This is a genomic window from Bacillus sp. FJAT-52991 (assembly GCF_037201805.1).
In the GTDB taxonomy this organism is placed as follows: domain Bacteria; phylum Bacillota; class Bacilli; order Bacillales; family Domibacillaceae; genus Bacillus_CE; species Bacillus_CE kandeliae.
In genome coordinates, this window is the sequence record NZ_CP147404.1 from 706,702 (window position 1) to 732,364 (window position 25,663).

Annotated in this window: 21 protein-coding genes and 1 riboswitch; of the genes, 15 read left to right on the forward strand and 6 right to left on the reverse strand. The window is 40.9% G+C overall.

Annotation, left to right across the window (positions count from 1 at the left end; genetic code table 11):
- Positions 1-299: 299 nt before the first annotated feature.
- The 4 genes from WDJ61_RS03680 to WDJ61_RS03695 form a co-directional block, all read right to left on the reverse strand.
- Positions 300-2,495 (reverse strand): GDYXXLXY domain-containing protein, encoded by a 2,196-nt coding sequence (locus WDJ61_RS03680; protein ID WP_338753243.1) that lies wholly within the window; start codon positions 2,493-2,495, stop codon positions 300-302.
- Positions 2,496-2,765: 270 nt separating this feature from the next.
- Complete coding sequence (locus tag WDJ61_RS03685; RefSeq protein WP_338753244.1) at positions 2,766-4,238, reverse strand: DASS family sodium-coupled anion symporter; 1,473 nt, start codon at positions 4,236-4,238, stop codon at positions 2,766-2,768.
- A gap of 252 nt (positions 4,239-4,490) precedes the next feature.
- Positions 4,491-6,002: an MDR family MFS transporter gene (locus WDJ61_RS03690; protein WP_338753245.1), complete on the reverse strand. Its 1,512-nt coding sequence runs from the start codon at positions 6,000-6,002 to the stop codon at positions 4,491-4,493.
- Between the two features lie 323 nt (positions 6,003-6,325).
- Positions 6,326-8,518, reverse strand: a complete 2,193-nt coding sequence (locus WDJ61_RS03695) for a DNA topoisomerase III (RefSeq protein WP_338753247.1) — start codon at positions 8,516-8,518, stop codon at positions 6,326-6,328.
- 243 nt (positions 8,519-8,761) lie between these two features.
- On the opposite strand from WDJ61_RS03695, the gene metA reads away from it, so the two are divergent.
- The gene (metA, locus tag WDJ61_RS03700; RefSeq protein ID WP_338753248.1) at positions 8,762-9,670 is read left to right on the forward strand and encodes a homoserine O-acetyltransferase MetA; all 909 of its coding nucleotides are present in this window, start codon (positions 8,762-8,764) and stop codon (positions 9,668-9,670) included.
- Positions 9,671-9,699: 29 nt separating this feature from the next.
- Here the strand turns inward: metA and WDJ61_RS03705 are convergent, their stop codons facing one another.
- On the reverse strand, positions 9,700-10,482 hold the full coding sequence (locus WDJ61_RS03705; RefSeq protein ID WP_338753249.1) for a carbon-nitrogen family hydrolase: 783 nt from the start codon (positions 10,480-10,482) through the stop codon (positions 9,700-9,702).
- Between the two features lie 99 nt (positions 10,483-10,581).
- Between WDJ61_RS03705 and WDJ61_RS03710 the strand changes: the two genes are divergently transcribed.
- Complete coding sequence (locus WDJ61_RS03710; RefSeq protein WP_338753250.1) at positions 10,582-11,778, forward strand: pyridoxal phosphate-dependent aminotransferase; 1,197 nt, start codon at positions 10,582-10,584, stop codon at positions 11,776-11,778.
- Positions 11,779-11,838: 60 nt separating this feature from the next.
- Positions 11,839-11,946: riboswitch (SAM riboswitch) on the forward strand.
- 66 nt (positions 11,947-12,012) lie between these two features.
- Positions 12,013-12,525: a class I SAM-dependent methyltransferase gene (locus WDJ61_RS03715; RefSeq protein ID WP_338753251.1), complete on the forward strand. Its 513-nt coding sequence runs from the start codon at positions 12,013-12,015 to the stop codon at positions 12,523-12,525.
- On the opposite strand, the gene WDJ61_RS03720 is transcribed toward WDJ61_RS03715, so the two are convergent.
- On the reverse strand, positions 12,488-13,315 hold the full coding sequence (locus WDJ61_RS03720) for an AAC(3) family N-acetyltransferase (RefSeq protein ID WP_338753252.1): 828 nt from the start codon (positions 13,313-13,315) through the stop codon (positions 12,488-12,490). The genes WDJ61_RS03715 and WDJ61_RS03720 overlap by 38 nt on opposite strands.
- 128 nt (positions 13,316-13,443) lie before the next feature.
- Between WDJ61_RS03720 and WDJ61_RS03725 the strand changes: the two genes are divergently transcribed.
- From WDJ61_RS03725 to rraA, 12 genes are all read left to right on the forward strand, one after another.
- Complete coding sequence (locus tag WDJ61_RS03725; protein ID WP_338753253.1) at positions 13,444-13,674, forward strand: hypothetical protein; 231 nt, start codon at positions 13,444-13,446, stop codon at positions 13,672-13,674.
- A gap of 129 nt (positions 13,675-13,803) precedes the next feature.
- The gene (locus tag WDJ61_RS03730; RefSeq protein WP_338753254.1) at positions 13,804-15,210 is read left to right on the forward strand and encodes an anthranilate synthase component I family protein; all 1,407 of its coding nucleotides are present in this window, start codon (positions 13,804-13,806) and stop codon (positions 15,208-15,210) included.
- A gap of 422 nt (positions 15,211-15,632) precedes the next feature.
- A complete protein-coding gene (gene pabA / locus WDJ61_RS03735; protein WP_338753255.1) occupies positions 15,633-16,220 on the forward strand; it encodes an aminodeoxychorismate/anthranilate synthase component II in 588 nt (195 codons plus the stop codon).
- Between the two features lie 2 nt (positions 16,221-16,222).
- The gene (gene pabC / locus WDJ61_RS03740; RefSeq protein WP_338753257.1) at positions 16,223-17,053 is read left to right on the forward strand and encodes an aminodeoxychorismate lyase; all 831 of its coding nucleotides are present in this window, start codon (positions 16,223-16,225) and stop codon (positions 17,051-17,053) included.
- Positions 17,054-17,462: 409 nt separating this feature from the next.
- Entirely contained in the window at positions 17,463-18,368 is a 906-nt protein-coding gene (locus tag WDJ61_RS03745; protein ID WP_338753258.1) for an ABC transporter ATP-binding protein, read from the forward strand.
- Complete coding sequence (locus tag WDJ61_RS03750; RefSeq protein ID WP_338753260.1) at positions 18,369-19,112, forward strand: ABC transporter permease; 744 nt, start codon at positions 18,369-18,371, stop codon at positions 19,110-19,112.
- A gap of 12 nt (positions 19,113-19,124) precedes the next feature.
- Positions 19,125-19,853 carry an ABC transporter permease gene (locus WDJ61_RS03755; RefSeq protein WP_338753262.1) on the forward strand — a complete coding sequence of 243 codons (729 nt, stop codon included), beginning with the start codon at positions 19,125-19,127 and terminating at the stop codon, positions 19,851-19,853.
- A 28-nt stretch (positions 19,854-19,881) separates the two neighbouring features.
- Positions 19,882-20,607, forward strand: coding sequence for a response regulator transcription factor (locus WDJ61_RS03760; protein ID WP_338753264.1), 726 nt, complete (start codon positions 19,882-19,884; stop codon positions 20,605-20,607).
- A gap of 1 nt (position 20,608) precedes the next feature.
- Entirely contained in the window at positions 20,609-22,018 is a 1,410-nt protein-coding gene (locus tag WDJ61_RS03765; RefSeq protein WP_338753265.1) for a HAMP domain-containing sensor histidine kinase, read from the forward strand.
- A 150-nt stretch (positions 22,019-22,168) separates the two neighbouring features.
- Positions 22,169-23,605: an aspartate ammonia-lyase gene (gene aspA / locus WDJ61_RS03770; protein ID WP_338753267.1), complete on the forward strand. Its 1,437-nt coding sequence runs from the start codon at positions 22,169-22,171 to the stop codon at positions 23,603-23,605.
- Positions 23,606-23,713: 108 nt separating this feature from the next.
- Positions 23,714-24,913 carry a c-type cytochrome biogenesis protein CcsB gene (gene ccsB / locus WDJ61_RS03775; protein WP_338753269.1) on the forward strand — a complete coding sequence of 400 codons (1,200 nt, stop codon included), beginning with the start codon at positions 23,714-23,716 and terminating at the stop codon, positions 24,911-24,913.
- Between the two features lie 58 nt (positions 24,914-24,971).
- Positions 24,972-25,457, forward strand: coding sequence for a ribonuclease E activity regulator RraA (rraA, locus tag WDJ61_RS03780; protein ID WP_338753271.1), 486 nt, complete (start codon positions 24,972-24,974; stop codon positions 25,455-25,457).
- The last annotated feature ends 206 nt before the right edge of the window (positions 25,458-25,663 follow it).

Below are 25,663 nucleotides of genomic sequence, written 5' to 3' on the forward strand. Positions count from 1 at the left end.
GAAGAAACAAGCAGAAAGTCGAAGAAAAGCTTACGAAGGTCAAAGAAGCGAGCAGAAAGTCGAAGAAAAGCTTACGAAGGTCAAAGAAACAAGCAGAAAGTCAAAGAAAAGCTTACGAAGGTCAAAGAAGCGAGTAGAAAGTCGAAGAAAAGCTTACGAAGGTCAAAGAAACAAGCAGAAAGTCAAAGAAAAGCTTATGAAGGTCGAAGAAGCGAGTAGAAAGTCGAAGAAAAGCTTACGAAGGTTAAAGAAATGTCCAGAAAGTCAGTATTCACGGATTTTCTGGACAGACTTTTCACTTATTTCTTCACCAATGTTTCTAAAATGGCATCCCCGTTTTTGGACACACGGACGAGGGCGTAATTTTTGTCTTCCCATTTTTGTCCGGTGTTTTCCGGAATGAAAAAGTGTTCAATTCCAAGGTCGAGGGTACCGTATTTGCTTTTTCCTTGAAGGGTTACTTTTTCTTCATTTACAACAGCGGGTTGATTGGCGGAAACAAAGGTTTTCGGTTTGTAAATCGGCACTTGTTTTCCGTTGACAAGAACGCTGTCAGTCGATTTTTCTAAAATGACATGAACTTTGCCTTCAAGAGGGTCTTGTTTATCAAAAAATTTAGTATGCATTTCATAATTCAGCTGTACGTAATCTCCTTGTAGTAAAGAGCGAGGATCGAGCGGCTCTAATTTTAAGGCGACAAGCTGCCCATGTTGGAGAAGCTGTTCTTTTTGCCACGAAGTAAAGCCAATAAAGGCTAACTGTAATACAAAGATGGCGATGACAGGCTTCCAACGCCACTCTAAAATATTGCGAAATTTCTCAGTATGCTTCCGGCCCCAAATGAGGAAGAGAAGGAAGAAAATCGCACTTAAAATAAATAGAGCGAGCGATTTATGGAGAAGATCCCATACATATTCGTAATACTTCCAAATGAGAAAGGCGGATAAAGCTACCCAAGTGGACCAGCGATACATTCGCGATTCGATTCTTGGCTGAAACAAGTGAATAGAAAGATACGCAATGAACACTAGATGATAAATGACAGCTAATATTATCGAGAGATCATCACTAAACGTTAAATATAGGAAGTGAACGAGCGATAAAAGATAACTAAGTAATCCTAAAGGTGTTTTTTTGAATTTGAAAAAGACTGCTGCATTCAAGAGGCCGAGCACGAGCAAGCTCACGTGCAACCATTGCCAATTCAGACCGTAAGTAGTAATTGTCATGGTGATCGCAACTATTACTCCAACATTCAAAGCAAAGTAATACAACAATGAATCTTTCTTCTGAAATAAAACCATCGTCATGACAGCAAAAACGATCACGATCAGCCAAAATGTCCATGTTTCATTCATCATAAAGGCAAACGGGAACAAGAAAATCATTCCGGTCACTTGCAATGTGAGACGAACGACGATAAACGATGTCTTCTTGACCGCTAGCCCACCACTTATACAAATGATCCCAAGAAACAAGAATCCATACTTCATTTCGTCCATCAAGCCGAAAGCTAAAAAGATGAATGAACTAAGGGAAGCAAGTGCAACGATTGTTCCTAAAAAGGATAGAATCCCCACAAAAAATTGATACGTGTAGCGCGACCATTTTTGATCCGTTTCTTCGGCATTCTTCTTTAATTTTTGGAGGAAATAAATACTGAAGGCAAATAGGGCGATTAACAATAAAAAGCCGATATAAAATAATGCTTCCCCAAACATAATTAAGAAGATGAAAAACACATTGTAGACGACATAAAATCCAAAGAACAGTAAATGAACGGCCATTTCAACTGGATGCTGTTTTCGTTCTCGCTCAAACTTCCGCCAAAATAAAATGATTAGGGCAATATACACAACATGAAAAAGTACAAATAGCAGGGAAGTTGAGCGGAATTCAGTAAATATATCGTAAAGAGAATGTTTATTTAACAAGAAAACCGCACAATACTGGGTGATTATTAACGTGACAAAAGCGAGTTTTTCACGGCCAACTTTTTTCAATAAAAAGAACAATCCGAGATGCAGGAAGATCAATCCTACATAAATGCCGAGCTCCTCCCAATCGCTATAGTCGAGCCACATACCAGTTGGATGAATTTTTTGCCAAATGGTTAACTCAAACAATAGCAAGGAAAGCCAATAAAATGGCTCGTATTTTGTCAAAACAGCCAACGCTAACACAGGAATGAGCCAAATGAAAAATAATAAGTAGGAATCGGCGTGGGAATTATACATTTGCCCGATGAGTGCCACACTCACGCCAAAAGCAATGGCAGCGGCAAATAGCCACCAGTTGCTTAAATACTGAAAGGTACGGCTTCGTTTGTACAAGGCGGAAGCTGCGTAGCTGACCACGATTAAGGCCAGGCTTAATACAATTTTCACTGGGCGATCAAGCATGGGCCAATTCGAAGCAAAAAAGTAAATCACACCAGCTAGGAGAAAAACTAAGCCAAGAAGATAAGGGATGTCTCCACGTTTATTGAAAATCATAAAAATAACCTCCTCTCTACCTTTACTATAATAGAAAACAATCTATAAGTGGAATTTATTTTGAGGACGCCTTTTCCCTCTTAAATATTTTATTCCTGTGGGTGTTTATTCTTGCCAGTTCGTAAAAAAGTTTGCGGTGTTGTCATGACTTCTTTATGTTGTGGGCAGCAGTGGATTCTAAAAAAATATCCGGTGGGAGAATATTTGGCTCCCACCGGATGTGAAAAGATGATTTATCCCGCATTAACGGGCTGTAAGACCCTCACGGATTTATAGTAATCCAATCCATTTCCAATACGTCATACTAAACAACATAACGAGTAAGTATGCGGCAATTGTGAGCGGAATTCCCGCTTTTAAAAAGTCTTTCACTGTAAATGTTCCTGTTCCGTAAGCTAGCATATTTTGCGGAGCGCTCACAGGCAGCAAGAAACCGAAACTAATGACAAATTGTTGAATTAAAACAAACCCAGCTTCATTCACATCGACATTTAATGTAGTAACGAGAGTGATGACGATCGGTATTAACGCTGAAGCCAAGCTGGTGGCACTGGCAAAGCCAAGATGAATCAAAATATTGAACAAAGTTAAGATGGCGATGATACTTAATAATGGCATCGAATCTAGACCAAGTGCACTAAACACCTTACTAGAAAGCCAAGCTGCACCTTCTGTTTCTAGCAATACTCCACCGAGTGAGATTCCAACGGCAAAGACAATGATTGTTCCCCATGGAATTTGTTTTTCAACTGTTTTCCAATCGAATACACCAATTTTCGGTGTAAGTAAAATCGCAACGGCAATTAATGTTACTGTTGATGTATCAAAAGGATGAAGGATTTCCTCTGTCGACCATAAAAATAACAAGGCGATTGAAATGAAAATCAATCTTTTTTCGGGAGCTGTCAATGGACCTAGCTCTTGCAGCTGCCTTTTTACAAGGATATCTCCATTCGTAATTTCACTCGTTTCTGGACGAATAACACGAATCATAATAAAGAACAGAAGAATCGACATAATGATGGACCATGGACCTGCGTACAGTAGCCATTCACTCCAAGAAACCGATTCGCCAAATGCTTTTTCCATAAACTCTAGCCCAATCATGTTTTGAGCTGCAGCCGTTTTAATACCTACATTCCAAATGGAAACGGCTTGCACAGAGGTAATCACAAGTAAAGCAGCAAGACGACTTTCTTTTGCTAGACCAAATGCTGCAACCATTCCAAGTAAAATTGGGATGACCGCTCCGGCACGAGCTGTGGCACTCGGCACGAAGAAAGCAAGGACAATACTGACTAAAATGGCACCGATCACAATATTATTCGTTTTCGGGCCCACTTTGGATAAAATGAATAAAGCCAATCGTTTATGAAAGTTTGTTGCTTGCATCGCTGCAGCTAAAAACAAGGCTCCCGCTACAAGCGCCACTGCAGAAGAACTAAATCCAGATAAAGCTAGTTTTAACGCATTTCCTGTTCCAAGCGGAGTAGAAGGATCTTCTATACTTGGAGCCAATCCGAGTAAAACTGAAATTAATCCAATAATCATAAAGGCACTCACTGGGTACGAAACAGCTTCCGTCACCCAAAGAATGACGGCAAAAGCGAGGATCGCAAGTGCTCTTTGTCCAGACTCAGGTAAGTCGGCAGGTGTTGGCAATAATAAAATCGTGATTAGAGCGAGAAAAGCGAGACAAAGCCAAAGCCAATTCAAGTTCTTCTTATCGACTGAAGTTTTCATGATGTTTCCTCCTCCTAAGTATGTATTCACTTCTTTTATAAACGTAAATGATGAAGAAAAAACTATTTTAGAAAAATATTCACCGATTCTTTACAAAGAAGCAAATAATTTTTGACATATGTTTAGTAAGGGTTGATTTTCGGGATCTTTTATAGGAGGAAAAGATTATATGTTTGAGTCTTGTACTAGCAAAAGAGTCCTAGATCATAAAAAAATAACGTTCGAGAAAATTCGAACGTTATTTTCATCAAATTAATTTGGCTTTTTTGCAACGTTTAGTCGTTCATTTCCCATAAAGAATACGGCTACAGCGGAAAAAGCAATGGGAATAAGAGCCCATAGAAAAGTGGTAGAGATGGAATAAGACATCGCATCTACGATCACATTTAACACTTCTTTTGGGATCATCGCTCGTTGCTCAGGTTGAAAGATGCTTTGTAAATTATCAGCTGAACCAAAATCACCTGCACCTTGTCCACCGATGGAAGCTAGTTTTTCGTTGAGCTTGCTTGTAAATAGCTTTGTTTGGATCGACCCAAAGACGGTAATTCCGATCGCTAATCCTAAGGAACGAAAGAACGCGTTTGTGGAGTTAGCGGACCCGCGATACTTGTACTCCATCTTATGAATCGATGCGGATGGAAGAAGAGAAAAGGAAAATCCAACGCCAAAACCAACTAATATCATATACATGGTCAAAGCGAGGCGTGATGTATCAGGATTGATAGTACTCATTAACGTCATGCCCACCGCATATGAAGTAATCGAGATCGTCATAATGGTGCGATACGGTAGCTTCGTTTGTGTAACCCCAGCAATACCTGATCCTACAACAGAACCAAGCAGCATCGGCATTAAAATAACTCCAGCATTTGTCGCTGAACCACCATACACCGCTTGTACGAAAATGGGAATGAAAATGGTCAACGCAACAAAGGTAGCTCCGTATAAAAAGGCTAACACTTGTGCAGAAGCAAATAATCGATTTTTAAACATCCAAAACGAAATAATCGGTTCCTTCGCTTTCGTTTCCACCCACAAAAAGAGAATGAAAAGCAATCCAGAAATCGTAAATAACGAGATGATTTGCCAAGAGTCCCAAGCGAATTCTTTCCCGCCAAGCTCAAGGGCAAACATGAAGCTGACGACGGACGTGACGAGCGTAATCGCTCCAAACCAATCGATCGACTGCTTTGTATGATTGGGTGACTCTTGATAAAACTTGACGATCAAGAATAATGACACAATGCCAATAGGAATATTGACATAAAATACCCAATGCCAGCTAATAGAATCGGTAATCCATGCACCTAATAATGGACCAATGACGCTTGAAGCGCCAAAAACAGCACCAATCAATCCGGTCATTTTTCCGCGCTGCTCCGGAGGAAAGATATCTAATACAATCGTAAAGGCAATCGGCAACAACGCACCTCCGCCAATCCCTTGTATAGCGCGATACATCGCCAATTGTGGAATCGATTGCGCCACGCCACAAAGAGCCGAGCCAATTAAAAACACAACTAAACCAAATAAAAAGAATCGCTTTCTTCCATACATATCAGATAATTTCCCGAAAATCGGCATCCCAGCAAGCACAGCGACCGCATAAGCCGACGTGATCCAAGCGTAGCTTTCGACACCACCTAAATCAGCTAAAATGGATCCTAAAGCCGTCGCCACAATCGTATTGTCCATTGAAGACATGAAGATTCCTAAAAGTAGTCCCGCCAAGACAAGGCGTATATTTTTTTGCTCCCTCATAAGCAACATCTCCTTTTAAAAACATATTTTTTATTATTTTACCTATAATTTTTATTAATTGAAACTCTAAATGATCTCTGTTCTAAGTGGTGAAAACGCAGTTAAATCGTAAAGGTGTGAAAGACATTGTGATCGCGAACGATATAGACTTATCTCTATAAAAAGCTATTGCGCATAAATATTTTTTGCTATGAATCCTTATTAAATCAACAATGTCTAGACTTTTTATTGCACATAAAAAAACCTGCACATAATTAAAATTTGAAGTAATTATATGTGCAGGTTTAATTCTTTATTTGAATAATAGTCCTATCAATAACTGACTATTTATCTAATTTAAATCCTTTTAGCAAATCAGCAAATGCATTATTTAATGGCTCTGCCTCTTTTTCCTGCTGTTTTAAGTACTTTTGTACAGAGCGTTTATCCACTTTTCCACCAGATTCTTTTTTACGTCTTGCTTCAAAAGCAGATAGTTTCTCACGATATCCACATTTACATGTGAAGATTTGCCCTTCTCCTTCACCACGAAGTTCCATTTTCTTTTTACATTGTGGGCAGCGGGCATTGGTTACGCGTGCCACGTTCTTTTTATGACCGCATTCACGATCTTGGCAGACAAGCATTTTACCTTTCTTGCTGTTCACCTCTAACATCGGTTTCCCGCAGTCTGGGCAAGATTTTGTTGAGATATTATCGTGTTTATATTTTTTATCGCTTGCTTTAATTTCTGCCACAATTTCTTTTGTGTGTTCTTTCATTTCATTGATGAACACATCTTTTTTCAGTTTTCCTTTAGAAATCAGCTCAAGCTTTTGTTCCCAATCAGCTGTTGTCGCTGGCGATCTTAATTCTTCTGGTACTAAATCTAGCAGTTGACGACCTTTAGAAGTGATATAGATTTCTTTTCCACCACGTTTTTCGATTAGGAATGAATTGAATAATTTATCAATAATATCAGCACGAGTTGCAACTGTACCAAGTCCACCAGTTGATTTTAACGTATCGACAAGCTTCTTATCGTTTGTTTTCATGTACTTTGTAGGATTTTCCATTGCTGACAGTAAAGTTGCCTCTGTAAAGCGTGCAGGTGGCTTTGTTTGGCCTGATGTTTGAACAATTAGTTTTGTCTTTAATACATCGCCTTTTTCAATACTAGGTAATAGTTGCTCTTTTACATCGTCAGTTGATTCTTCATCATTGAACCGGTTTTTGTACACTTCTTTCCAACCGATATTCATTACTAATTTTCCTTTAGCAATGAATTTTTCATCACCAATTTTTGCTTGTACTGTTAACTGCTCGTACTCAAAAGCAGGGAATAATACAGCTAAGAAGCGTTTTACTACAAGATCATAAATTTTGCGTTCTTTATCTGTGAATGCTGAAAAATTCACATAGCCTTCTGTTGGAATGATCGCATGGTGATCACTTACTTTACTATCATCTACAAATGCTTTTGTCGCTTTGATAGGCTTATTCAACACTTTATTTGCTAGAGGCCGATATTCACCTATACCACATGCATTTAAACGCTCTGGAAGTGTGCTAACGATATCAGAAGATAAATAACGTGAGTCAGTACGAGGATAAGTTAACACTTTATGTTGTTCGTACAGTTTTTGCATGATGTTCAATGTTTCTTTAGCTGAATAACCAAAGATTTTATTCGCATCACGTTGTAACTCTGTTAAATCATATAAAGAAGGGGCAAATGTTTTTTTTGCTTTACGATCAATGGAAACAACACTCGCATCTTTACGTCCAAGCGATTTAACGATTGCATCGATTTTTTCTTTATTAAAGTTACGACTATTACCATTCGCATCTTGCCACGTTAATTTAAGTCCATCTGTTTGAGCTTCAATACCATAATACGTTTGAGGTTTGAAGTTTTTTATTTCATCTTCACGTGCTGCAACCATTGCAACTGTTGGTGTCTGTACACGACCACAATTTAGTTGAGCATTAAATTTAGTTGTTAGTGCACGAGTTGCGTTTAAACCGATATACCAGTCTGCCTCAGAACGTGCTACTGCCGAAGCATATAAGTTTTCATAAGCTTTACCAGGCTTTAAGTTATTGAATCCATCTTTAATCGCTTTATCTGTTACAGAGGAAATCCACAGACGTTTGATTGGCTTACGGACTTTTGCTTTATCAATAATCCAACGCGCAACTAATTCTCCTTCTCTCCCGGCATCAGTAGCTACAATTATTTCACTCACATCACTGCGATTTAACTGTGCTTTTACAGCATTAAACTGTTTTCCAGTTTGTTTCATAACCACTAATTTCATGCGTTCTGGAAGCATAGGAAGATCTTCTAGGTTCCATGTTTTATATTTATTATCGTATGCCTCTGGATCTGCTAACGTCACTAAATGTCCTAATGCCCAAGTGACGATGTACTTATTACCTTCTAAAAATCCATTGCCTTTCTTCGTACACTTCAATACATTCGCAATATCACGTGCAACGGAAGGTTTCTCAGCAATTACTACACTTTTTGCCATTTTTTTGAACTCCTTTACTAACGATGTACTGTCTAATATACCATAGTTTTAGGGCGGAAAATGTATAGGCACTCTTATTTAGTAGCAGTTGCTGCTTCTATATTTGAATAAAGCTTGATCCACTTGTAAATAGGCGTAGGAGATATTCTATGTTCCACTCCAAAATAAAACAGCTCTTGTGTTTTTTTACCAAAGCGGTCTATAATGATTTATTGAAAATTCGAAAATATAGGGGGTAAGAAAATGCCAATCAATATACCAAGACAACTTCCGGCAACAGAAATATTAGAGAAAGAGAATATTTTCGTGATGGATGTCGACCGCGCGCACAGTCAAGATATTCGTCCGTTAAATATTTTGATCTTAAATTTAATGCCGGAAAAAGAAAAAACAGAGGCCCAGCTGCTTCGTCTATTAGGAAATACCCCGCTTCAGGTGAATGTTTCCTTTTTATATACAGCCACTCATGAATCGAAAAATGTAAGCAAATCGCATTTAGAGCAATTTTACACGACATTTGAAGAGGTAAAGCATCGACGAATCGACGGAATGATTATTACTGGAGCGCCCGTGGAATTGATGGAATTCGAGGATGTGAATTACTGGAAAGAACTAGAAGGGATCATGGACTGGGCGAAAACAAATGTGACGTCCTCTCTCCATATTTGCTGGGGAGCTCAAGCATCACTATACCATCATTTTGGTATCGGTAAATTTGAGCTTCCAAAAAAATGTTCTGGTATTTACAAACATACGGTAATAGAGCCAACAGTTAAACTATTGCGAGGTTTTGATGACGAGTTTTATGCGCCGGTTTCTCGTTACACGGATGTCGAAGTCGAAGCAATTCTAGCTCATGAAGAACTGATGCTTCTGTCTTCTTCGGAGGAAGCAGGTCCGTTTCTTATCATGTCTAAAGATGAAAAACAAATCATGATTACTGGTCACTTGGAATACGACGTGCATACATTAGCGGAAGAATATAGTCGGGATGTAGCAAAGGGAATTGAGATTGACATGCCAAAAAATTATTTCCCAGACAATAATCCGACAAAGAAACCTGTAAACAAATGGCGTTCACACGCACATTTGCTGTTTTCCAACTGGTTAAACTACTATGTTTATCAAGAAACGCCATATGAGTGGGAATGAAAAAACCGGAGAGCGCTCTCCGGTTTTTTTTAATAAAACGATGGTCGACGATCTTCAAATACTGGGATTCGTTTACGGATTTCCTCTACTTTCTCCAAATCGATTTCCCCGACGAGCAATTGTTCAGCTTCACCGGCTTCAGCAATGATTTCTCCCCATGGATCAATGATCATGGAATGGCCAGCAAATACATTTTTCGGATCTGCTCCGCTTCGGTTACAGCCAATCACATACGCTTGGTTTTCAATGGCTCGAGCAATCAGCAATGTGCGCCAATGATCCACACGGGCGAGCGGCCATTCAGCAGGAATAAATAACACTTTTGCGCCAGCTAACACGTGCTTTCGAAGCCATTCAGGAAAGCGGATATCGTAGCAAATAAACGCGGCCATTGTTTCTCCTTCCAGTGAAAATAGCCCATCTTCATTACCTGCCTGTAAAAATTTCTCCTCTTCCATCAAGCGGAATAAGTGAAGTTTGCTATATTTCTTAACTAATTCACCCTGTTGATTAATAACGAGCAATGTATTTTCTACGCCGTCTTGTGTTTGATTCGCTACTGATCCTGCGATCAGATGCAGACGATGTTTTTTTGCCTGTTCGCTTAAAAAAGCAATCGCTTGAATTGCTTCCTGATCGGCAATTTCATCTAAGCGAGTTAAGTCATATCCTGTTGTCCACAATTCTGGCAATATCGCAAGCTCGCATCCTTGATCAGCTACTTGTTGTAGCCATTGCTCCGCTCGTTGATAATTGGTGGTCGGATCTCCAAAGGCGATATCCATTTGGAGACAAGCAATCTTCATTTTCACTTTCAACGCCTCATTTCTATCTGAAAATTCATTCTTTACAATCTTTATCTTTCGTTATAACATTATTTACTACAATTTAAAAGTGAGAGAAGTGATAGCATGAAAGATTTTGAGCAATCCAAATTGCTGCAAGCGTTGCCGGATCAGTTTTTTGCTAAGCTTGGACAAAAAGTGGCTGATGCGATGAAAGAAGGACGAGATGTGATTAATTTAGGGCAAGGAAGTCCTGATCAGCCTCCGCCGAATCATGTGATCAACGCCTTGCAACAAGCAGCTGAAAATCCGGTGAATCATAAATATTCCCCGTTTAAAGGATTTCCGTATGTGAAAGAAGCGTGTGCTCAATTTTATAAGCGAGAATACGGTGTCGATGTTGACCCAGAGACAGAAATTGCTCTTTTATTTGGAGGGAAGGCAGGGCTTGTGGAATTACCGCAAGTATTGTTAAATCCAGGTGATGTGGCATTAGTACCAGATCCCGGTTATCCCGATTATTGGTCAGGGATTGCACTTTCAGGAGCAGAGATGTATACGATGCCGCTCACGGAAGAGAATCGTTATTTGCCTCGCTATGAGGAGATTCCTGGGGATGTACTGAAACGAGCGAAGCTATTGTTTATTAATTATCCAAATAATCCGACCGGAGCAATGGCAGATGAAGCCTTTTTTGAAGAAACGATTGCTTTTGCGAACAAGCATAATCTATGTGTGGTACATGACTTTGCTTATGGAGCGATTGGTTTTGATGACAATAAGCCCGTTAGTTTTTTACAAGTAGAAGGGGCGAAAGAGATCGGATTAGAAATATATACAATGTCGAAAACATATAATATGGCCGGCTGGCGCGTAGGCTTTGCGGTGGGCAATCCGAGTGTGGTTGCGGCACTAGAATTATTGCAAGATCATTTGCATTGCAGTTTATTTGGCGGAATACAAGAAGCGACAGCAGCGGCTTTGCTTGGGGAGCAACAAGGCGTAAAAGAACAGGAGGAGATGTATGAAAAACGTCGCAATTTGTTAATCGACGGACTCAATCGCATCGGCTGGAAAGTTGAAGCGCCTGAAGGATCATTTTTTTCGTGGTTAAAAGTGCCAGAAGGCTATACGTCTGAGCAATTTAGTGAGCGTTTGCTGAATGAAGCGAATGTAGTGGTGGCACCAGGCGTGGGCTTTGGAAAATATGGAGAAGGGTATGTGCGAGCAGGGTTAGTCGTTTCGGAAGACAAAATTTTAGAAGCGATTGAGCGAATCGATCGACTGAAAATTTTTGAAAATCGGGTTGACAGTTTTTCATAAACATGCAATAATGCAAATTAACTGAAAACGATCGTTTTAGAACAAATGAATATGAACGCAATCTTATCAAGAGCAGGTGGAGGGACAAGCCCGATGAAACCCGGCAACCGACTTAGCTTTATGCTAGGCACGGTGCTAATTCTTGCAGCTTAGGCTGAGAGATAAGAAAGAGTGATGAATAACCAACCTCTTCTTATCGAAGAGGTTTTTTTGTTACTAAGGAGGAGAAGATCAATGACAGCAATTATAGATGAACAAGTAGAGTGGACCATTTCCGGTACGAGTTTTTTCGATACAGCCAATGTGCAAGAAGGAGAGAATGTATTATATATTGGGGGGAATTTAGCCTTTTTGTCTAGATTAGCGGCAGAAAATGTGAGTGTGACGTCCTCTCTTCCGGTAGAAGATCAGACATTTGATAGTGCTTTAACGAACTTAAGTCTTCAGAAAGTGGAGGAAGCAGAAACGGTATTGAAACACATCTTTGCTCAATTAAAGCCAGGTGGCCGATTGGTGGCGGATTTCGCTGAATTAGAAACCCTTCGTCATGCAGGAGAGTTCGCCTATAAGAAAAGCTTGCCTGATTACTGGGATTTACTTCGCGAAATCGGTTTTGAAGCCATTTTTGTTCAGCAAATCACCGCCTGCACGATCGAAGAAGTTGTTCTTCAAGGGTGGGAAGAACTGGTGGGTACTAAAAAATTCCCTGTTAAAGTGAATCGTTTTGTTGCTTTGAAAGGTCATTGAAATACTGTGCAGTGAAATCCACTAACGGTCGAAGCTTGATCACTTTACAAGCCGCTTGACCAATGTTGCCAGTATGCACATGATGCAACTGTTCAAAAGCAGCTCCAACATCTTGAAAGCGATTGGAGTATTCTTCTAACTGTTGATACGTCTTCCACACTCGTTCGCCATTTTCAAGCATAGCAGAACCTTGTTCAAAAATCGGACGCCCATCTTTTGCACGAGACTCGCCTAAATGCATGGCGGTACAGGAGTCGTAATCGGTGCCGATAAAAAGAATCGAGGCATCTAAGTCATAGAGCTTAGCGAGTGGCGAATGATCACCAAATGGAAAGTCGGGGGCATGATGGCTAACAATCCAATCCGTGTGTTTTCCCCAAGCGGTAAACGAACAAGCTGGATGAAGGCTGCGCCTAACATCGGGAAAACTGCGAAACGCTTCGGCAATTTTTCCCATCCCAAGGGTCGGGGTAATATCAGGGAGATAAGCGGGCATCATAAAACGAATGCTCGGCCACCACTCTTCAGGAACAGGTGGATTCTCCCAATATTTTGGATCAGTATTATGAGTCGTTTGAGCGGGCATAACAATTGATCCTTCCACGGTGATCGTATCCATCAATGCTTGAATCACTGCAATCTCTCCGCCAGCTACCCAGCCAATCGAACTTAAAGAAGAGTGAACAATCACATGATCTCCTAATTTGAGTCCAAGAGCGTGTAAATCCTTCACTAACGTCTCTCGCGTAATTAAAGACTTCGTCTGATCAATTAAGTCCTTCCTTGCCATACACATTCCTCCTATACTTAACTCAGTTTCTTCTATTATATATGAAGCTTCTCTCCAAAAGAAAAATTTAGTTGTACTCCTCTTTTTCCGTTTAGTATGATAAGAAAAGCGGAAGGCACCGTTTAGCGATGTATGGACTGGATCGCTCCGCACGAGATAAAGGAAACACGATGAACGTCAGTGAATCGATGTTGACTTATCGCAAGGAGGAGAGAGGAAGTCCACTAGTCGCTGGTGCCTGCAGCTGGACAAAAGAAAAGCGGAAGGCGTTTGTTCAGCGGCGACAAGCAGATGACGGACTGACGAAATGGCGTTGTTCAGCCATGCAGTCAGGCTGGCATCTGACCTCGAGCCGTTAACGCCTGCAGCTGGACAAAAGAAAAGCGGAGCCGACTGTTCAGACACGACAAGCAAATGTTCTGGCGCTGAAAAGACTATAGTCTTTTCAGCGGCAGGCACTGTTTAGCGACAAGAATACTTAAAAAAGGATGAAGCAAGTGAACAATCAACGTGTATTTTACCGAACGATTCCTTATACGAAAGAACAATTTTTTCATCAATATAAAGCGTTAACTGCAGATCAGTCTCATCATGTCATTTTAGAAAGTGGGCGTGGGGGGCGATTGAGCATTGCGGGTTTGTCTCCGTTTGCGATTGTGCAATCCACAGATGAGGGAATTCAAATAGACACATCTGCTGGTCAAGAAAGTCGTCAGGGAGTTCCTCTTCATGAACTGGAACAGTGGATGAAGTCATATGAACTACCGAAAATGGAAGGATTACCTGACTTTCAAGGGGGAGCGATTGGCTATATTAGCTATGATTATGCCCGTTATATTGAAAAGTTACCTGATCAATCAGCGGATGATCTAGGATTGCCGCTTATTTATTTTCTTATATTTGATGAATGGGCTGTGTTCAATCATCAAACAGAACAGCTGTGGTTAATGATTTTGTCTAGTGAGGAAGAAGCGAAGATAAAGTTAGGTCAGGCAGAAACAAGCTGGACAACTAAAGTTGAAAATAAACCTTATTCTCTTGCCGCACCAGCTAATCAAGAGTTATCCGTTTCTTTTTCAGAAGAATCTTTTAAAGAAGCGATCGAACAAACACAGCACTACATTTCTCAAGGAGACGTGTTCCAAGTGAACTTATCGGTTCGCCAGTCTCGTGAATTAACGGTTCCGGCACTTGCTGTATACGAAGAGTTACGAGCATTAAACCCTTCTCCATATATGGGATACATTCATACGCCGGATTTTCAAATTGTCTCAGGATCCCCTGAATTATTAGTCAAAAAAGCAGGTTCTGAACTAAGCACCCGACCTATTGCTGGCACTCGTTCCCGCGGAAAAGATGAAGCGGAGGACTTACGCTTGGCCAATGAATTGATCGAGAATGAGAAAGAGCGGGCAGAACATGTCATGCTTGTAGACTTGGAGCGCAATGATCTTGGTCGCGTCAGTAAATATGGTACCGTCGAAGTAAATGAATTTATGGTGATCGAAAAATACTCCCATGTTCAGCACATCGTCTCCAATGTGCGTGGCGAGCTAGCGGAAGGAAAAACGAATGCGGACGTCATTGAAGCCGTATTCCCAGGCGGCACCATTACCGGAGCGCCAAAAGTACGGACGATGGAGATCATTGAAGAGCTCGAACCGGTACGCCGCGGCATTTACACTGGATCAATCGGCTGGCTCGGCTTCAATGAGGACATGGAATTAAACATTGTGATTCGGACGATGCTGGTCAAAGATGGACAATGCCACGTCCAAGCAGGAGCTGGTATCGTGATTGACTCCGATCCGAAAAACGAATACAAAGAATCCTTGAAAAAAGCAGTAGCCGGTTGGAAAGCGAAGGAAATGGCAGAGAATAAAATAGTGAAGTAATTGAGTAAGCTTAAGAGTTGAGGGCTCTTAAGCTTTTTAATGAAGAAAGTGCTGGCAAAGTTAAAGAAGTTAGCAGAAGGTCGAAGAAAGCGTCAGTAAAGTCAAAGAAACAGCGAGAAGGTCGAAGAAAGCGTCAGTAAAGTCAGAGAAACAGCGAGAAGGTCGAAGAAAGTGCCAGTAAAGTCAAAGAAACAGCGAGAAGGTCGAAGAAAGCGTCAGTAAAGTCAGAGAAACAGCGAGAAGGTCGAAGAAAGCGCCAGTAAAGTCAAAGAAACCGCAAGAAGGTCGAAGAAAGCGTCAGTAAAGTCAAAGAAACCGCAAAAACATCGAACAATCGTCAGTCAAAATTTAGTTCTAGACGGAATAGTCACTTAAAGGCGATAATAAAGTTAAATAAGGTATTGTTTTTGGAGGAATTCACCATGATTTTGATGATTGATAATTATGATTCGTTCACATATAATCTTGTGCAATATTTGGGCGAGCTTGGCGAGGAGCTCGTTGTGAAGCGGAATGATGAAATAACGATTGAAGCGATTCGAGAGATGGCTCCAGATTATTTAATGATTTCACCCGGGCCGTGCACGCCGAACGAGGCGGGGATTAGCTTAGAAGCGATTCGTGAGTTTGCAGGAGAGATTCCGATTTTTGGTGTGTGCCTCGGACAGCAGTCGATTGCGCAAGTATTTGGAGCCGCGGTCGTGCAAGCAGAGCGGCTGATGCATGGGAAGACATCGGATATGCTTCATGATGGCCAGACGATTTTTGAAGGGCTACCCAACCCATTTCCGGCGACGCGTTATCATTCCCTTATTGTGAAAAAGGAGACGTTGCCGGACTGCTTTGACATTTCCGCATGGACGGCAGAAGGGGAAATTATGGCGATTCGTCATAAAGAGCTCCCAGTGGAAGGCGTGCAGTTTCATCCAGAATCGATTATGACATATGGCGGCAAAGAAATGCTGCAAAGCTTTATTCGTCGTTATCGCCGAACAACAGCTGAGGTGTAAATATGTATATTTTTTTGAATGGACAGTTGATCCCGAAAGAAGAAGCAAAAATTTCGCCTTTTGATCATGGTTTTCTTTACGGACTCGGCGTATTTGAGACAATCAGAACGTATGAGAGACGACCATTTTTATTAGAAGAGCATATGGCGCGATTGCAGCAAGGCTTGCGCGAGATGCAAATTGATTGTCCCATCACAATGGAAGATGCGTTCGAAATGATTGCCTCTCTTTGTGAAAAAAATCATCTTCCCAATTCTTCTGTGCGATTGAATATTTCCGCAGGGGAAGGGGCGATGGGGCCACAAATTGAGCCTTTTTGCGAGCCGACAGTACTTGCTTTTCAACGCCCTGTTTTTCCATCTTCTGAGATGAAGGAAAAAGAAGCGGTCTTATTGAACCTTCGCCGCAATACACCAGAGACCGAATTTCGGATGAAGTCCCATCATTACTTCAATAATATTGCGGCTAAACGTGAAGTTGGCACCGATCCGGCAAAAGAGGGCCTCTTTTTAACAAAAGAAGGCTATGTCGCAGAAGGAGTCGTCTCGAATATTTTCTGGGTCAAGGCAGGTACTCTCTACACGCCAGCTCTTGAAACCGGCATTTTGAACGGCATCACCCGGCTGTTTTTATTGAAGCGGGCAAAAGAATTGCAAATCCCTGTTGAAGAAGGCTTTTATTCTTTTGCGGAGTTGATGACAGCGGATGAAATCTTCTTCACAAATTCTGTTCAGGAAATCGCACCCGTTCACTTGCTAGAGGGCAAGTCATTTCCGGGTAAAGTAGGTCAAATAACTAAGTTGTTATTTGAAGATTATCAGTGTTGGACATAAAAACCCCTAATTAGGGGTTTTTATTGATTTTTGACCCCTTTTCTCACGACTGTTTCTTTATCTAAACCAACATATGCGACAAGATCTCCAGCATCATCAGTTGCGGTATGATTGAAGGTCACAGCATAGACTTTTTTCTTAATACCCCTCCTTGTCACACAACAAATTCTACAAAATTCCACTTTCTCCTTCGTATCGAAAAAGAGCCTGCCGCCCGAAGATTCTCTTATCTCGCCCATATGTTTGGCAATCGAGACTGAAAATCAACCAATCGCGCCCGAAAAAAGTGAAATGCCGCCTGAAATCCGCTCTCTTTCTACAAACTTAAGGCAATCTTAAGGTTCAGCAAATTCCCACTTAAGCTTGTACTTGTAAACTAAAAGCAAGATAAAAACAGGAGGGCGTACAAATGACTGAATGGATGATAGAAACGCGTGAACTGACAAAGAAGTTCGGCAGTTTTTTAGCAGTGAATCATGTGAATTTACAGGTACCAAAAGGGGGGATTTACGGCTTTCTAGGACCGAATGGAGCGGGGAAATCAACGACCATCCGCATGTTGCTTGGCCTTATACAGCCGACAAAAGGGGACGTGGAGGTGTTTGGCCAATCGATTCGCACCCACCGGATGGACATTTTAAAACGGGTCGGCTCCCTCGTCGAATCCCCTTCGTATTACGGCCATTTGACGGCTTATGAAAATTTAGAGATTACAAGACAGATCCTTGGAGTCAGCAAAGAAGAGATTGACCGCGTATTAGAAATTGTTCGCTTAACGGACGTGAAGAAAAAGAAGGTGAAGCAGTTTTCACTTGGGATGAAGCAGCGTCTTGGTATTGCTCAAGCTTTATTAGGAAAACCGGATTTACTCATTCTAGATGAACCAACAAATGGCTTGGATCCAGCGGGAATTTTAGAAATTCGTGATTTAATTAAAAGTTTGCCCAAGAAATATGGCATCACCGTGTTAATCTCTAGCCATATTTTGAGTGAAATTGAACTAATCGCTACGCATATTGGGATTATTAATAAAGGGCAGCTGCTTTTTCAAGGGACGTTGGATGAATTACGACGCAAGCAAAGCGCTGCGGTGATGGTGCAAGCGGTACCGAAGCAGGAAGCTGTCAAGCTATTGCAAAACAAAGGATACTCATTTACAGATGAAGGGGATTTCATCCGAATCGGACAAGCGGTGAAGCCAGCGGAAATCAATCGGGAGCTAGTTGGCAGTGGGCTTGATGTCAATGCGATTTTTATGCAGAAAAAATCTTTGGAAAATATTTTCCTAGATATGACGACAAAGGCGGTGGAATAAATGGGCATCGCCACACTATTAAAAACAGAATTGCAGAAGCAAAAACGTGGCTTTCTTTTACTGTTCCTGCTACTCATTCCATCCGGTACGACACTTGCGATGTTTTTAGATATGAACATTCGCTATGACTATTTAATGAGTGTAGCAGAAAAAGGATCTAGCTCGTGGGATGAGTTAAAGGCTGAAAATCATGCTGTTCTTGGTTGGGGAACATTTCTTCCACTGTTTATCTCAATCATTTTCTTCTTTATTTTCCAAGTAGAGCATCAGCAAAGTTCATGGAAAGCACTGCTCAGTATGCCTGTACATAAAAGCTCGGTTTATTTGTCCAAATGGCTGGCCGGCTTCATATACACATCACTGTTGATTATTTTGAATACGGCGGGGTTAGTATTAGTTGGGAAAATTATGGAGTTTCCGGAAGCAGTGGATTGGAGCGGCTATGGAATGTATGTCTTCAATCAAATCGTGCTGGCACTTGCAGTGATTACGCTGCAGCAGTGGTTAAGTTCGTGGATGAAAAACCCAATTTACCCAGTGACTATTGCTTTTGGTGGGTTAATTTGCGGAACTATACTATCCTATTCGTCTGAGAAGTTAGCTAAAATTTTTCCATATTCCTATATTAGTTTGGCGGATGGCCGTTTAACCGAGCCATCAGGGGTGTTTATGTATTCAATTATTTTCACTGTATTGTTCCTATTGATTGGCAGCTTGCAGTTTCGAAAAAAGGATATTTTATAAGGGGGGATAATGATGATGAATTTATGGAAAGCGGAATGGTTGAAGCTAAAGCATTCAAAGTTGATCTTGCTTGCCATCGCCTTGCCGATGTTTGCAGTTATACAAGGGAAATTTTTTACAAGCGCTACCCTAGAAGGTGTGAAAGATCCTGTTTATGAAATATATTTTATCGGTTCGATGGTTTTATTTTCATGGCTTGTGTATCCGTTGCTTGCGGCTATTGTGATTGTCATGATTGCGAGAGTCGAGCATTCGGGGGATGGATGGAAGCAATTATTGGCTTTACCGGTATCACGGACGAGCGTCTACTGTGTCAAATTTTTTATCAGTATGGGAATTTTACTTTTTAGTTTAGTCGTGTTGTATATCGGCATTTGGATTGGCGGAGCGACGTTTCCACAAGCGGGAGCTTTCCCTGCTTTTGATTTATTCAAGCAGTTAGTCAAATATTTTGTTGCTAGCTTTCCGATGATCTCGGTATTGTTTTTCTTTAGTTATCGTTTCCAGCATACAGGTATTCCGCTTGGGATTGGAATTGGTTTGTCGCTGCCAGCGATTATGATTGGTCAGTCGGAGCGCTTTTGGATTTATTACCCATGGTCTTATCCGATGACGTCAGCGTTAGCTGATCCAGCAGATTTAGGTATAAAGGCAACGATCATGTATGGTCTTTCCATTGGTATGCTTGTGACCCTTTTCTTTGTTGGGTTGGCGCGTTTTCGCTTGAAAGATATAATATAGCTATCATACATATAAAGGATGAAGCTAGATGATCTCGATGAACGAATTGGCTAATAAGAACATTTTGCTAATCGATGACGAAGTGGAAATTTTAAATTTGCTAGAAACAGTTTTGCAAAAAGAAGGGTTTCAACATATTTGGAAAGCGTCTACAGGAGCAGAAGGGCTTAGCTTGTGCATGAGCTGTCAGCCGGATGCTGTGGTGCTTGATATTATGCTCCCTGATATGGAAGGCTATGAAGTCTGTAAAAAAATTAGGGAGTTTTCTCTTGTTCCGATTATTTTTTTATCCGCAAAGTCGGATGATATCGACAAGCTGCTAGGTCTTGGCATCGGCGGCGATGACTATGTTACTAAGCCCTTCAGTCCAAAAGAAGTGGCTTTTCGTGTGAAAGCTCAGCTAAGAAGGAACTCTTATTATCCTCAAGAAGCCGCAATCAACAAAGATGAGATTACATTTGGCGAGATTGAGATGAATAAGCAGACAGGCGAAGTGAAAAAGAATGGGGAAGAAGTGCAACTGACGGCGAAAGAGCTGCAGCTGCTTTTATTTTTAGCGGATCATCCAAATCAAATTTTAAGCAAAACGAAAATTTGTGATGCTGTATGGGGTGAGGAATACGTCGGTCATGACAATACGATTATGGTGCATATCCGCCATTTGCGTGAAAAGTTAGAGCATGAACCAAGTAAGCCAGAGTGGATTCGCACAGTTAAAGGGCTCGGTTATAAATTGAACACTAGGGGAAATTAAGATGAAGTGGAAATTGACAGGTCAATTCTTGCTGGCGATCATTTTAACGATTGTTCTTTCTTTGTTAGTTTTTATGATACTTAATATGGCCTTTATTATAAGTGAACCAGAGGATCTGTATACGCCTGAGAACACCCCTGTCTATTATACGCTAGAATTCGGAAAGAACATTCAATATGAAAATGGCGTATTTACGATACCCGATGACAAGCTGGCTGAATTGAAGAAAGAAAATTTATGGATTCAAATCTTAGATGAGAACGGCAACGAAGTATACAGTCGCTATCAACCAGAAGAAGTTCCGAGCCATTATACCCCAGGCGAGTTGATTTTTTCATATAAATTCGATGGCGCTATCGCTGATTCAACGATTTTTGTGTCCAAGCTTGATAAAGGTGATCGAAAGTTTAGTTATATTATCGGCTACCCCTTTGAGCAAGTGGCGACAACGAGCTATGTGTTCTCAGGAGACAAATGGTGGGAAGATGTAGCGCTGTTCTTTTTAGTAGCGACTTTTGTCATCGTAATCATCGCCTCCTTGTTTGGCTATTTAATTAGTCGCCGCCTGACGAAACCAATGCTAGCGATCACAGATGGGGTTCGCGAGTTTGCCAAAGGGAATTACGCACATACTTTGCAAGAAAAAGGGCTGTACAAAGATGTGTTTCATAATTTAAATGAACTGTCTGTTACATTGCTTGCCAATGAAAGAGAACGTAAGAAGATGGAACAAATGCGTGAAGAATGGGTAGCAAATATTACTCATGACATTAAAACGCCGCTTGCTTCCGTTAAAGGTTATTCAGAAATTTTAGTTAATCCGACATATAAGGTAAAGGAAGAAGAAAGACAAGCGTATGCAGAAATTATCCATCATAAATCAGAGTATATCAGTCAATTAATTGATGATTTAAATATGACGTATAAGCTCCAACATACAGCTAATATGGTGTACAAAAAGGAAGAGAATATAGTCGAAGTGCTTCAAGAAACGGTCATTGATATTTTGAACCATCCGTTATATGAAGACATTCCACTTGAATTTGAAGCGGATACGGATCGCTATATGCGTCGCTTAGATCGGACATTATGGAAGCGAGCGTTGACGAATTTGCTTTTTAATGCGATTGTGCATAATCCACCAGGAACGCCTATTCATGTAAGGTTTAAAGTGAAGAATAAGAAACAAACGGTGATTGAGATTGAAGATTTCGGCAAGGGGATTCCAGAAGAGGAATTGGAGAAGCTATTTACAAGGTACTACAGAGGCACGAATACTGGGGAAGCGCATAAAGGTTCTGGACTTGGACTTGCGATTGCTAAGCAAGTGTTTGAGAATCACGGAGCGACGATCTTCGTCACAAGTGCCGTCGGTCGAGGAACAAAAGTGAGTATTATATTAAAACAGTGACAGGTTGTTTTTTAAGTCATCTTATTATTCAAAATTTCTTAGGTGTTTTTTCGTTCTAAATGATGGTAAGATGGAGATTAGGAGACATTATCCTTTTTTATTCACATTGTCTGGTTTAAGAGGATATACATATACTAAGGAGTGACCTCTATGGTAGAACAACCATTGTTTCGGTTAGAGAAAGATTTTTTAGGGGAAAAAGAAGTGCCTGTTCATGCTTATTACGGTGTACAAACGTTACGAGCAGTAGAGAATTTTCCGATCACAGGCTATCGGATTGATGAAAGTTTAATTAAAGCATTAGGGATTGTCAAAAAATCAGCGGCACAAGCCAATAAAGATATTGGTGCATTAGATGAAAAAACGGCTGCTGCGATTATTCAAGCGGCAGAGGAAATAATCGCTGGAAAGCTTCATGATCAATTTATTGTTGATCCGATTCAAGGTGGAGCTGGAACATCAATCAATATGAACAGCAATGAAGTCATTGCCAATCGTGCGCTAGAGATTTTAGGAGAAGAAAAAGGAAATTACAAAGTCATTTCACCAAACACTCATGTCAATATGGCGCAATCGACGAATGACGCTTTTCCGACAGCGATTCATATCTCCGTTATTGAAAAGGTGAAAGTTCTCCTTGAAGTGATGGAGCAGCTGCATGCAGCGTTTCATGATAAAGCGTTAGAGTTTAATCATATTTTAAAAATGGGACGCACTCATCTTCAAGATGCAGTGCCGATCCGATTAGGACAAGAGTTTGAAGCGTATGCACGCGTTCTTAGTCGCGACATCAGTCGGGTTTCCATGTCGTTACAGCATTTATATGAAGTTAATATGGGAGCAACTGCTGTTGGAACTGGATTAAATGCTGAGCCGCTTTATATTGAAAAAGTAGTGGAATATTTAGCGGTAAACAGCGGATTTCCAATTATGAAGGCGTCTCATCTAGTAGATGCGACACAAAATACCGATTCTTATTTAGAAGTATCGGCTGCTTTAAAAGTATGTATGATGAATATGTCAAAAGTGGCCAATGACTTACGTATGATGGCGTCAGGCCCACGTGCTGGTTTAGCTGAAATTACATTGCCGGCGCGCCAACCAGGCTCATCGATCATGCCTGGAAAAGTCAATCCGGTAATGGCAGAAGTGCTGAACCAAGTAGCATTTCAAGTCATCGGAAATGATCATACGATTTGTCTCGCTTCCGAAGCAGGGCAGTTTGAATTAAATGTAATGGAGCCGGTGCTCGTGTTCAACTTATTGCAATCGGTCAAAGTTATGACAAATGTCTTCACGGTATTCCGTCAATATTGTTTAGAAGGCATTCAAGCCAATGTTGAGCGAATGGAAAACTACGTCAATAATAGCGTGGGCATTATTACAGCGATTAACCCACACGTCGGTTACGAAATTGCTGCTTCCATCGCTAAAGAAGCGATTGACACTGGTAAATCGGTCCGGGAAATTTGTGTGAATCGCGGGGTACTCACTCATGAACAATTAGACATCATTTTACATCCATATGAGATGACCGACCCGGGGATATCAGGAAGAGAGCTATTGAAAGAAAAAAGTGAATCTTAAAGTAGAAAGCTGTCCAATTGGGCAGCTTTTTCAAGTGTTCGAAATAGTCTAAAAAGGAAAAACGTGGTATGGTGGGAGAGGAAATAAATATACATAGGAGAGGAAAAAATGTCTACAACATCTATCATTCAATTGAGCAGTACGTCGTTATATGTGTCTTTTATTTTGTATTTAATCGCCATCGTTCCTTTAGCGCTTTCGGTGAAGTCAAAAAAGAGCATGTTCTCTAAATTGGGGATATCGCTGACGGCAGTAGGATTCGTGCTACAGCTCGTTTACTTTTTCACTAGATGGTACGCTGCAGGCCACGCCCCCGTAAGTAATTTATATGAATTTATGACGTTCTTCGGAATCATGTTGGTCGGTAGTTTTTTAATCATTTATTCGATGTATCGTCAACCGGTGATTGGCTTATTTGTCTTGCCGATTGCTTTGCTTGTGCTCGGTTATGCTAACGCTTTCTCAAAAGATGTGTCGCCACTGATTCCAGCATTGCAAAGTGAATGGCTAACTATCCATGTGATCACTGTTGCGTTTGCTAGTTCTGTTTTATCGATTTCATTTATTACAGGCGTTATCTATTTATTAAAAACGATCGATCCACAAGAAAAAGGGAAGCGACCTTTCTTTTTAGAACTAGTGATGTATTTTTTAGTCGTCGTTGTCGGATTTATTACGATTACCACGGTCTTTAATGTAACAGACTATTCCAAGCATATGAAATTCGAGAACCAGAAAAAACAAATCGAAGTAGCAGAGTATACATTGCCTGCGATAACAGTCCCTAAAAATGCCATCGTTGTTAACATGAAGGGTAAAAATGAATACGAAGAGACGAATCAACAAAATGGTCTCATAGAAATTCCCGCAAGTATCGATGCGAAAAAATTAAATACGGTCGTTTGGTCATTTTTAACCGGCACGATTTTGTATATTCTCATTCGTTTAATCGCAAGAAAGAAAATTATCGCTTTATTGAATCCATGGACGAGCAAAGTCAATGCCGATTTAATGGATGAAATTTCTTATCGAGCAATTGTCGTAGGTTTTCCTTTATTTGCTCTCGGTGGTCTAGCCTTTGCGATGATTTGGGCACAAATGGCTTGGAGCCGATTTTGGGGCTGGGACCCGAAGGAAGTATGGGCTCTTATTACCTTCTTGTTCTATGCCGCTTTATTACACTTGAGGATTGGACGCGGTTGGGAAGGAGAAAGAACGGCTTGGATGGCGATTGTTGGCTTCGGTATTATCATGTTCAACCAAGTATTTGTCAATTTAGTGATATCTGGCCTGCATTCCTACGCATAGAGAGGAAAAAATAGAGAATTGTCGAATAAGTAAGATGACGAGGAAAGGGGAGATTCCAATGATTAAAACTGCAGATTTATGCGATGACTTTGCGGATCAACTAAAGGTATGTACGCTTGAACTGAAGTCTTACGGAGGAAAAAAACGTTTTTCCGGTCCCATCTCTACAGTCAAAGTGTTTGAAGATAATGTGCTTGTTAAACAAGCGCTAGAAACGATTCCAACCGGACATGTTCTAGTGGTCGACGGCGGCGGATCAAGAAATTGTGCCTTACTAGGGGATCGTCTCGGAGCAATTGCCGAAGAGCGTCAACTATCGGGGATCATTATTTATGGCTGCGTCCGAGACACAGCCGACCTTGCCGAACAAAACATCGGGGTTATGGCCATCGGCAGTAATCCATTAAAAAGCATCAAAAAAGGCGAAGGGGAAAGCAATACCCTTGTTCAATTTGGCGACGTTGACTGGAAACCAGGTCACTACGTCTACGCCGATGAAGACGGAATCGTCATTGCAGAAAACGAACTTCCAGTGAAGAATTAAGGTGGACCAGCATTCTTTAAAAGAGTGCTGGTTTTTTCTCTGAACGGCCTTAATTTATTTAATGTCATATTAGAACGTATACATCCTTTGACCTGATTTTACTATAGTTCTTTTGTTACTGTTGTAAAATATATGTAAATGTTGAATGGAGGAAAATTTGTAGACCACTTGAGCCGAGTTAGTGAAAATTATGGATGAGTTACCAA

Bases quoted from the DNA above. Each gene is read 5' to 3' on its own strand.
- metA (WP_338753248.1), top strand. From the start codon at position 8,762: ATGCCAATCAATATACCAAGACAACTTCCGGCAACAGAAATATTAGAG.
- WDJ61_RS03695 (WP_338753247.1), bottom strand. From the start codon at position 8,518: ATGGCAAAAAGTGTAGTAATTGCTGAGAAACCTTCCGTTGCACGTGAT.
- WDJ61_RS03685 (WP_338753244.1), bottom strand. From the start codon at position 4,238: ATGAAAACTTCAGTCGATAAGAAGAACTTGAATTGGCTTTGGCTTTGT.
- WDJ61_RS03720 (WP_338753252.1), bottom strand. From the start codon at position 13,315: ATGGCAAGGAAGGACTTAATTGATCAGACGAAGTCTTTAATTACGCGA.
- pabA (WP_338753255.1), top strand. From the start codon at position 15,633: ATGATTTTGATGATTGATAATTATGATTCGTTCACATATAATCTTGTG.
- ccsB (WP_338753269.1), top strand. From the start codon at position 23,714: ATGTCTACAACATCTATCATTCAATTGAGCAGTACGTCGTTATATGTG.
- WDJ61_RS03710 (WP_338753250.1), top strand. From the start codon at position 10,582: ATGAAAGATTTTGAGCAATCCAAATTGCTGCAAGCGTTGCCGGATCAG.
- WDJ61_RS03725 (WP_338753253.1), top strand. From the start codon at position 13,444: ATGTATGGACTGGATCGCTCCGCACGAGATAAAGGAAACACGATGAAC.
- WDJ61_RS03750 (WP_338753260.1), top strand. From the start codon at position 18,369: ATGGGCATCGCCACACTATTAAAAACAGAATTGCAGAAGCAAAAACGT.
- WDJ61_RS03690 (WP_338753245.1), bottom strand. From the start codon at position 6,002: ATGAGGGAGCAAAAAAATATACGCCTTGTCTTGGCGGGACTACTTTTA.
- aspA (WP_338753267.1), top strand. From the start codon at position 22,169: ATGGTAGAACAACCATTGTTTCGGTTAGAGAAAGATTTTTTAGGGGAA.
- WDJ61_RS03680 (WP_338753243.1), bottom strand. From the start codon at position 2,495: ATGATTTTCAATAAACGTGGAGACATCCCTTATCTTCTTGGCTTAGTT.
- WDJ61_RS03745 (WP_338753258.1), top strand. From the start codon at position 17,463: ATGACTGAATGGATGATAGAAACGCGTGAACTGACAAAGAAGTTCGGC.
- WDJ61_RS03755 (WP_338753262.1), top strand. From the start codon at position 19,125: ATGATGAATTTATGGAAAGCGGAATGGTTGAAGCTAAAGCATTCAAAG.
- WDJ61_RS03715 (WP_338753251.1), top strand. From the start codon at position 12,013: ATGACAGCAATTATAGATGAACAAGTAGAGTGGACCATTTCCGGTACG.
- WDJ61_RS03760 (WP_338753264.1), top strand. From the start codon at position 19,882: ATGATCTCGATGAACGAATTGGCTAATAAGAACATTTTGCTAATCGAT.
- WDJ61_RS03730 (WP_338753254.1), top strand. From the start codon at position 13,804: ATGAAGCAAGTGAACAATCAACGTGTATTTTACCGAACGATTCCTTAT.
- rraA (WP_338753271.1), top strand. From the start codon at position 24,972: ATGATTAAAACTGCAGATTTATGCGATGACTTTGCGGATCAACTAAAG.
- WDJ61_RS03765 (WP_338753265.1), top strand. From the start codon at position 20,609: ATGAAGTGGAAATTGACAGGTCAATTCTTGCTGGCGATCATTTTAACG.
- pabC (WP_338753257.1), top strand. From the start codon at position 16,223: ATGTATATTTTTTTGAATGGACAGTTGATCCCGAAAGAAGAAGCAAAA.